Source organism: Microcystis sp. M165S2 (assembly GCF_020245885.1).
Taxonomy (GTDB): Bacteria; Cyanobacteriota; Cyanobacteriia; order Cyanobacteriales; family Microcystaceae; genus Microcystis.
Genome location: NZ_JADBTZ010000045.1, coordinates 1 through 9,332 on the forward strand (window position 1 = coordinate 1; position 9,332 = coordinate 9,332).

Annotated in this window: 6 protein-coding genes and 1 pseudogene; 3 read left to right on the forward strand and 4 right to left on the reverse strand. The window is 43.7% G+C overall.

The window, feature by feature from the left end; translation table 11 throughout:
- Window positions 1-220: 220 nt before the first annotated feature.
- From IM479_RS02445 to purD, 3 genes are all read right to left on the reverse strand, one after another.
- Window positions 221-1,777, reverse strand: a complete 1,557-nt coding sequence (locus IM479_RS02445; protein ID WP_287686414.1) for a CPBP family intramembrane glutamic endopeptidase — start codon at window positions 1,775-1,777, stop codon at window positions 221-223.
- A 176-nt stretch (window positions 1,778-1,953) separates the two neighbouring features.
- Window positions 1,954-3,180 carry a glycosyltransferase family 4 protein gene (locus IM479_RS02450; RefSeq protein ID WP_287686412.1) on the reverse strand — a complete coding sequence of 409 codons (1,227 nt, stop codon included), beginning with the start codon at window positions 3,178-3,180 and terminating at the stop codon, window positions 1,954-1,956.
- A gap of 222 nt (window positions 3,181-3,402) precedes the next feature.
- The gene (purD, locus tag IM479_RS02455) at window positions 3,403-4,668 is read right to left on the reverse strand and encodes a phosphoribosylamine--glycine ligase (protein WP_287686411.1); all 1,266 of its coding nucleotides are present in this window, start codon (window positions 4,666-4,668) and stop codon (window positions 3,403-3,405) included.
- 168 nt (window positions 4,669-4,836) lie between these two features.
- Here purD and IM479_RS22485 point away from each other — a divergent pair.
- Window positions 4,837-5,028 (forward strand): annotated as a pseudogene (locus IM479_RS22485) (hypothetical protein).
- A 186-nt stretch (window positions 5,029-5,214) separates the two neighbouring features.
- On the opposite strand, the gene IM479_RS02460 reads toward IM479_RS22485, so the two are convergent.
- On the reverse strand, window positions 5,215-6,483 hold the full coding sequence (locus IM479_RS02460) for a Sll1247 family protein (RefSeq protein WP_287686410.1): 1,269 nt from the start codon (window positions 6,481-6,483) through the stop codon (window positions 5,215-5,217).
- A 351-nt stretch (window positions 6,484-6,834) separates the two neighbouring features.
- On the opposite strand from IM479_RS02460, the gene IM479_RS02465 reads away from it, so the two are divergent.
- Both IM479_RS02465 and IM479_RS02470 read left to right on the forward strand, forming a co-directional pair.
- Window positions 6,835-8,199 (forward strand): UDP-N-acetylmuramoyl-tripeptide--D-alanyl-D-alanine ligase, encoded by a 1,365-nt coding sequence (locus IM479_RS02465; RefSeq protein ID WP_287686408.1) that lies wholly within the window; start codon window positions 6,835-6,837, stop codon window positions 8,197-8,199.
- 7 nt (window positions 8,200-8,206) lie between these two features.
- Window positions 8,207-9,157: a hypothetical protein gene (locus IM479_RS02470; RefSeq protein ID WP_287686407.1), complete on the forward strand. Its 951-nt coding sequence runs from the start codon at window positions 8,207-8,209 to the stop codon at window positions 9,155-9,157.
- Window positions 9,158-9,332 lie beyond the last annotated feature (175 nt).

Sequence of the window (9,332 nt, forward strand, 5' to 3'; positions counted from 1 at the left end):
GATACATTGGTACTAAGGAGAGAAGATGCAAGGGTTTTGAGTAATTTTAGCAGATTCAGGGGCACCTGAGCGACTCTCAATCTAGCTAAAAGCCTTTTCCTGTAAGGTTTTTAGCTTTATTCAGCAAACCCTAATTAAGTGCAAGGGATGACAGAGAAAGATTAGTTATCTCTAGACTACCAGCTACTGTTCTGGCGTTCCCTAAAACCAGAGACTTCACCTAACCCGCACTGCTGCCCAATAAAAATAAACTTAACAGGGTGCCACCATTCCAGAGACTATGAACCAACATCGAGGATAATAAATTTTTCGAGCGGGTGTAAACAAAGCCAAGAACACAACCTAGGACGGTTAAAGGCAGCACTTCTGACAAATTTTGGTGAGCAAGGGCGAAAATCAAACTACTAAGAGCGATTGCACCCCAGACGGGTAGATAACGAGTCAAAGAAGCTAGTAAAAAGCCGCGAAAGACAATTTCCTCGAAAAAAGGAGCGGCAAGGGAAGCAGTAAAGGCAAAACAGAGTAAAGCGAAGGTATTCTGGGATTCTAGAGCTAAAGTCAGCAGCGGGTTACTGCCCCCTTGTCCTTGCCAAATTAGTTGATTGAGCAAAGAAACGATAATAACCAGGGGTAAAGCGACAAAATAGCCGGCTAATCCCCAGAGAAACCAAGGACTAAAGAGGTTAAAACGAAACCAATCGGGAGGCAAAGGGCGAAAAGGCTTGATCGCTAGGTATAAAACCGATAAACTGCTCACTGTTAAGGCTAAATAACTAACTACAACGTATATTGCTTTAGCTTCTAGGTTAAATTGTTCGGGATTGAGACTCAAGAAACTCGATAAAATCCCGAAAATTACCGGTAAAACAATTTGTCCGACGAAAAAGAAACCGATAATTATTCCCCACCAGAGGGTTTCTCCTCCCCACTTAGTTTGCCAAGCGAGACTATCATCTAAAAAGAGCAGCGATCGCTGTTGGCGGAGAAGCCACTGCACTAATAAAAAGATCAACAGCACAACACCGATTAAACCGCCGATAAGAGGCAAGAAAGCCAGTAAAATTAGTTTAATTAACCCATTAGCCGCCACTTCACTCTGTTCTTCCTCTAAAGCGAGTAAATCCTCTTGACGATTTTCGAGACTATATAATTTTTCCAGAATGGTATAACGAAACCATCCTTGAAAATTGCGCTCGATTCTCGCTTCAGCATCGGCAGCAATTTGGGGGGGTTCACCGTACAATCCCTCTAACAGCAGCGCATTTTGTAAAACAGCAGGTTTATAGTTCTCAAATTCTGATTTTTCCTTAATATCTTGCCAGATTTGCCGTGCTGAATCCAAGTCACCTTGACTAGCTTGAATGAGACTTAATTTTAGCTCTAAATCTTTTAAGGAATTGATTTCGCGCTCAAGGGATTTTTTTTGTTCGGGATTAACTGCTGATTTTTCTAGTTCGGTGATTGTTTTTTTGGCACTTTTCTGGGCTGATAAATACTGTTCCTCGGCAGTGGTATAAGGATCTTCACCGATCAGGGAAGTTTGAATTAATTTAAGATTAGCAAATTCCTCGCTATTAGGGTCAGCATCGCTGCTTAGAGTGGTGGCTTGTAGATTGAGATTGGTTTGATATAGTTGAATATTCGATTGGATTTGGGGCTGATTAACACTAGAAATTAAAGCTGTGACTACTGGGGTTAAGGCAATAATTGTTAAGACAAAAGCGATCGCTTGTTTGAGACTTTGCCAGGGGAGTTTTTTTGAGAAATTATCGAACATGAAAATAGTTAAGTGGGAGTTAGGGGTTAGGTGATGGGGTGATGGGGGTTGGGTAATAGGTGTTGGGGTTTTAGGGTTTTAGGGTTTTAGGGTTTTAGGGTTTTAGTTGAAATTCCCCTATCCCCCCATTTCCCTATTCCCCCATTTCCCTATCCCTAATCCCTATACCCTAATTATTAACTAACTACTTGAGAAAAAAGCTTTTCGTATTGATCCAAAGTCTTTTCAAAGGCATAATTTTCCTCCGCGTATTGTCGTCCCTGTTCTCCTAGTATAGTTGCTAAATCTGGGTTTTTATATAGCTTTAAAATAGCCGTAGCTAATGCCTCTGGATCTTCAGGAGTAACCACCAAACCACCACCACTACGCTCGATCGCCCTAGCGGCGGTTCCATCGGCGGGAACAGAAGCAATGATAGCACGGCCACTAGCTAATAATACCTGAATTTTGGACGGCATATTAAAGGAAATAACGTTATGTTTTTGCATCACCATACCCACATCGGCAGCTGCTAACATTTCTGGTAATTTTTCCCGGGTTTGAAAGGGCAATAAAAGCACATTACTGGCCCCCTGTTGTTGGCGATACTTTTCTAGGCGATCGAGTGCCTCTTTTTTACCAACAATTACCACTTTAATCTCCGGGATGTCAACTAAGTAAACTGCAGCATCGATCAGGGTTTCTAGGGGTTGAGTTAGGGCAATATTGCCAGAATATAAAACCACAAATTTGCCCTCAAGATGATTTTCTTGGCGAAAATAATTATTGTTTTTCGGCAGAGGTTTAATAAAGCTTACATCCACCCAATTAGGAATTTCAATAATTTTCTGACTCGGCACATTTTTAGTTAGGAGATTTTTGGTAAAACCATCGGCAATAACTGAGATTTTGCTGGCAGTTCGGTAGGCAAATTTTTCGAGACTACTAAAAACCTTAATCATTTTCTCATTAGTTAATAATCCCACATGAACTGCCGCATCGGGCAAAATGTCCTGTAAGTTTAGAATAATCGGCACGCCATATAATTTACTCAATAAAGCGGCGGGAACGCAAACGGGTAATCCGGGGACAGTTAAGAAAATTAGATCGGGTTTTTCACCTTTAAGAGCCTGAAAGAAACTCAAAAAAACAAAGCTCAATTCAAAGAAAATTCGATTTTTTAAACTTCTTTGGGGACGCGCCCAGACGTAGGAACGTTGAATTTTAACACCATTTCGTTCTTCTTCTAGATAGATTTTTCCTCGGTATTCGGGATCGATTTCACTATTAGGATACCAAGGAAAAGCGGTTAAAACCCTGACTTGATGACCTCTTTTAACCAATCCTTCCGCTAATTCTGTCATCAGGGGAGCGATGCCGATCGGTTCGGGGTAATAGTTATAAGAATAGAGCAAAATTCGCATAGGGATGGCAATTTGGTTGGGCGATTCAGTTTCATGATTTTATCAATAGTTACTGGTTTTTTGACAAATCAGATGCGCTTTTGTCAGGGATTGCCCTAGAAAGAGGTTTGGCATCAGGTGAGGATTAGCGGTGAGAGATTCGGAAAAAAAGGGAAATTGGCTAATAAATTAATCCTCAAAACCCCTAACTATTCCCCCTTACCCCTGCCTAAATACTGACCCTTATTTTTCCCTTACCCGGTGGCCGATATCACGACGATAATAGATGCCCTCAAAGTGTATCCTTTTCACCGATTGATAGGCAAGTTCGATCGCCTGATTAAAATTCGACCCCATAGCCGTGACACCCAAGACGCGGCCGCCATCGGTGAAGATATCGCCGTGTTTTAAAACCGTGCCGGCGTGGAAAACGATCGCCCCTGCGGTTTCAGCGGCCTTAATTCCAGTGATCAACCGGCCTTTTTCGTAGTGGTCGGGATAACCGGCAGACGCGGCCACCACACAAACGGCACTACCGGATCGCCATTGTAAAGAGGGGAAATCAGTTAATTTTTGTTGAGCGCAAGCCAGCAGTAGGGGTGCGAGGGGAGTTTCCAGTAGGGGTAAAACCGCTTGGGTTTCGGGATCGCCAAAACGACAGTTAAATTCGAGAACTTTTGGCTCTCCGGCGGGGGAAATCATTAAACCGGCGTAGAGGACTCCCCGATAGTCAATGCCGCGTTTTTGTAGGGTGGCGACGATAGGGGCGAGGATGTCCCGATCCACCGCTTCTATAATAGCGGCGGTGGCTATGGGTGCGGGGGCATAAACTCCCATACCGCCGGTATTTTTGCCGGTATCGCCTTCACCGATGCGCTTGTGATCTTGGGCGGGTAGCAGGGAACGAAAGCTGATCCCATCGGTGAGGGTGAGGATCGACACTTCTTCCCCCTCTAGGAATTCTTCCACCACGACTTTAGTAAAGCCACTGGTAAAAAGATCATCGATCGCTTCTAGGGCTGTATCTACGGTTTCGGCGACAATTACCCCTTTTCCTGCGGCTAATCCGTCAGCTTTCACCACAATTGGCCCTCCTTGCTCTCGGATATAAGTTTTTGCTAATTCTGCATCGGTAAAGGTTTCCGAGGCGGCGGTGATAACTCCTGCTTCGCTCATTAATTCTTTTGCCCAGGATTTGCTCGATTCAATTAAGGCCCCGGTTTGTGTGGGGCCAAAAACGGCAATTTCCTGGCCCAGAAGATGATCGGTAATGCCGAGGGAGAGGGGATATTCTGGCCCGACAACCACCAGATCGACGCAATTTTCTCGGGCAAAGCGGCTAATTTCGGCAAAATCCTCCATTGCTATGGGGATATTTTCACATTGAGGTAAAATTGCCGTTCCCCCATTACCTGGAATACAGAACACTTGTTCTATTTCGGGCGATTGCAGCAGTTTCCAAGCCAAGGCGTGTTCTCGACCACCACTGCCGATAACGATAATTTTCACGGATAAACGCAGCCTAAATGACGATGGTTTAATTATCCCCTAGCTCCGGGTCACCATTGGCTAGAAGTTGAGATTACTTAACTTTTTAATCGATTTGACGGATTCAGGAGGCAGGCTTCGGCCGTGAGATCAGCCGAACGGAGGCAGCAGATTATTTCTATTTAGGGTCTGCTGAAAAAGTTTTTCGGTGGGGGTAGGGTGTGGGGTGTGGGGTGTGGGGTGTAGGGTTTTACCGATTTTCAGGTGGTCAATTACCTAATTTTCGGGGAAAAAGTCCCGGAATTTTCCCCCTGATCACTCCCAGTCGGGTACTTTTTGATTGACAAAAAGTCTAAAAGTCTTACCCAACAAGGTTTTTAGATTTATTCAGCAGACCCTATTTATTCTCCCCATCTCCTCACTTCCCCACTTCCCCACTTCCCCACTTCCCCACTTCCCCACTTCCCCACTTCCCCACTTCCCCACTTCCCACTTCCCACTTCCCCACTTCCCCCCTTCTCCTCTCATAGACAGTCTTAACAAGTAATTTAGATAGCGAACAGCTGATCACTGGATTTGACGGAGACAGGACAAATCAGCTTGGCCGAAATGAATACTAAAAGCTATTTGCAGATTTTCTAGGGATTTAACCAACCAAGGCACTTGATCGCAAGAATAACTCTCGTAGTGGTTAAATAGAATCGAAAAACGTTTATCTAAGTGGGGTTTTGCCTTGGGACAGATCAAAATCAACTTGAGCAATAACCCCACAGTCGGAGTTACCCCCATATTGGTGATCATATCCATAAAAATGTAATGATCGGGTTTTTGCCCGCTTTCCACCACCAGATAATTTAACAGTTGGCTAGAAGTACGCAGCATGAGAAATTCACTCGGTTTTTGTTGATCGCAGTGGGGTAGAGTATTTTGCAGGATATCGTCGAGTTTTTTGTTAAATTGCCCCTTGTCGTAGTCTAAGGAGGTAATCAGATAATCGTAGAGGTCATTTTTAAACTCTTTATAGGTAGGGGTATAAACTGTATTCGCCAGAAAATTTTGCGAAAGAGCCTTATGAGTATAATTTCCTGCTACCGTCCCCAGATAATACTTGAGGGCGCGATTTAGATACTTATCATTGAGCAGGGTGGGATTTTCTACCGGTTGAATGATTCTCCCCGCTTCTTCCCTGATTTTTGGGCTATGGGCCGCCTGAGCCAAACGTACCTGATAGGTGACATAACGAGAGAGATTTACCTCGAAACGCCTCTCGGTTTTCACTTTAATACGTCTAACGGTTTGTCGCTGTTCTCGGGGACTTTCATCACCGAGTAAATAGTAATCATAGAGATAGGGATAACGACTAATCAGGGTTCCCAGGGAAGCGGCGGTTTTTTCGCTGTATTTGCCGCTAATAATTCTCGCCAGACGCTGCAGCCTAACGTAGTCATCCGAGAGGGTAAATTTTTTGACCAGATGGCCCAAATTACTGGGGCTGCTGTAATCTCCTGGACGTGGGGAGGGCAAATTTTCCAATAGCGATACCAATTCCGGAATTGCTGGCTGATGGGTGGGCTGTGTTTGCCATCGATTCACTAAAATATGACAGCAGCGGTTAAAGAAATGATAAAAACGTATTTCGGCATCCTTAGCCTTGACAAGACGCTCTAGGGCTAAATAAATAGGAGCTTCTCGATAGCCCCCACCTTCGATAAACAAACGACAAAAATCCTCGATTAATTGCTCGGGGGAATCGGTCCTGGCGCGGTCGAGCCAATAATCGTATAGTAGCTGTTCTTCCTCTCTTGTTTGTCTTTGTCCAGTGTTTAGACTAGCCATGGTTATTTGATTCAGCCCTCCTAAATCAGTAAGCGGATGGATTTTAGGGCTATGACCATAAAGGGGTCAATTGTGATTAGATAGTAGATGCTCCCTTCTTAGGATACCCCTATTTTGGGTCATTGTACTGATCGAGTCGCTCCATTTTAGCTTGGCAAGTTTGGGAAAATTCCCCTTGGCTTACCCAGCCAAGCTTGCGGACTATGCCCAGATTACTAAAAATTTAGGCAGCATACCCTGCTAATTAAGTTAGCGAAAAGAAACCCCACTTGGATGTGATCTAAGTCACATTTCAACCTAAATCCATCTTCTAGATAATTCGGAATTTACTCCTAAGTATTTTTATTGTCTATGGCCTGTCATTTATCCCTCAATCAACTAGCTCAATTATTGTCCTTACAAGATAATGGTGACATAAGTTTTAGTCCCGATAGTTTAGTATCTGGCATTAATACTGATAGCCGTAGTATTGAGTCAGGACAAGCATTTTTGGCATTAAAAGGTGATAATTTTAATGGTCATGATTTTATCGATATGGCTATCGAAAAAGGAGCGGCGGCATTGATTGTCGATCAGCCAGTTTCGTTAAATTACTCTAAAAATATTCCTGTATTCTTGGTCCAGAATACCCTAGAAACCTATCAGCAATTAGCCCATTGGTGGCGGAATCAATTTACTATACCCGTAATTGCTATTACAGGATCGGTGGGGAAAACCACCACTAAAGAATTAATCGCCTCGGTATTAGCAACCCAGGGAAAGGTACATAAAACCCTGGCTAATTATAACAATGAGATCGGAGTGCCGAAAACTCTCCTCGAACTGGATGAAACTCACGATAGTGCCGTAATCGAGATGGGAATGCGGGGAAGGGGAGAAATTGCCCTGCTCGCTCAAATCGCCCGACCGACGATCGCAGTGATTACTAATGTGGGAACCGCTCACATCGGTCGCTTAGGCTCGGAATCAGCGATCGCAGAGGCCAAATGCGAGTTATTGGCCGAGTCCCCTTCTAGTAGTATAGCGGTTCTTAACTACGATCACCCTTTACTTACCGAAACAGCTAAACGGGTATGGCAGGGGGAAACAATTACCTATGGCTTCTCTGGCGGCGATATAGTCGGTAAATTACTGGATTTAACTACTTTACGAGTAAATGGACTAGATTTTAACTTACCTTTATCCGGTCGTCATCATGCTTTAAATTTTATGGCGGCCTTGGCCGTAGCGAAAATTTTAGGCATCGATTGGACTTCTTTGCAACAGGGAATTAAAGTTAATTTACCCAGTGGTCGGGCTAAACGTTACCAATTAGAGCCAGATATCCTACTCCTCGATGAAACCTATAACGCCGGTCTAGAATCAATGTTAGCGGCCTTGGATTTACTGAAAGCTACCCCCGGTCAGCGTCATATTGCTGTTTTAGGCACGATGAAGGAGTTAGGGCTTTTTTCGGAGCAATTACATCGCCAAGTCGGTGAGAGGGTGCAAAAACTAGGCATAGATCGCTTGTTTGTCTTGGTAGATGACCCGGAAGCTAAGTTTATTGCTGAGGCTGCTACTGGGGTCGATTGCGAATGTTTTCAAACTCACGCAGATTTAATTAATCGTTTAAAGGAAGTGATCGATTTCGGCGATCGCATTTTATGCAAAGCTTCCCATTCCGTCGGTTTAAATTGCGTGGTGGAGGAGTTAATCAGTGATATTGGGGGTTAGGGAATAGGTGTTAGAGAAGAGAGCATTTTTTAGCAAGAATAGCCGATTAAAAACTGTTTTTTCAGCGATTTTAGTCCTAGTTTTCTTTTTTTCGGCCACTCAAGTCTCTTTTGCCGAAGCATCGAGACGACTGGAGACTTATCTCCCAGATCTCAGTGGTTTAGCTTGGGTGGAAGGAGATGTTTTTCTAGGGGTTCACGATGCCAAAAATAAGGGCAAAAATAGTGATCCATCTCAAGCAAGGCTGAGTCTTTTACAGCTACCTACCCAGGAAAAACCGCTATTATGGCAGGTTTTAAGGGTAGATTGGCCAAAACCAGAGGGATTGAGTAACGATCTCGAAAGTATTACTTCTATCCCAGAAACTAATTTATTTTTGTTGGCTGAAAGTGGCGAGAAAAAACCTTTTCAAAGACTATTTTTACTAGCATATAACCAGCAAAAAGTCAAGATAGTTGAGCAAATAAATTGGTCAATTCCAGTGGAAAATGTAGAGGCGATCGCTGTTAGTCGGCAGGGCGATCGTTATCTATTTATCTACGCAGAACGGGCCGATAGTCAAGAGAGTACAAAGATTCGCTGGACGGATATCTCGTTCAATCCCTTAAAATTCGGGGAATTTCAGTCGGTAACTTTTCGGAGTCCTTTTGGTAGTGGTAAAAATATTCGCCCCATCTCTGATTTAGCCGTAGATAAGCAAGGTAATATCTACATAGCTTCCGCTTACGATCCAGATAGTGCGGGAGTGTTTAGAAGTGCTGTTTACCGTATTGGTCAAGTTAAAGCTGATAATAGCCTAATTATTGCCCCTAATCCCCAAAAAATTGCAGAAATAGACGGCTCCAAAGTGGAAGCGGTGACCACCAGAGAATCTCCTAGAGGTAAAATAGAAGTCTTTATCGGTACAGATGACGAGAATTATGGCGGTTTTCTGCGACCTTTGCTTTTAGATAATTAGGGTTTGCTGAATAAATCTAAAAACCTTGTTGGATAAGGTTTTTAGACTTTTTTTCCCTCAAAAAGTGCCGACCCTTGGAGTGATTGGGGGGAAAATTCAGGGACTTTTTCCCTGAAAATTAGGTAATTGACCACCTGAAAATGGGTAAAACCCCAACCCCCAACCCCCAACCCCC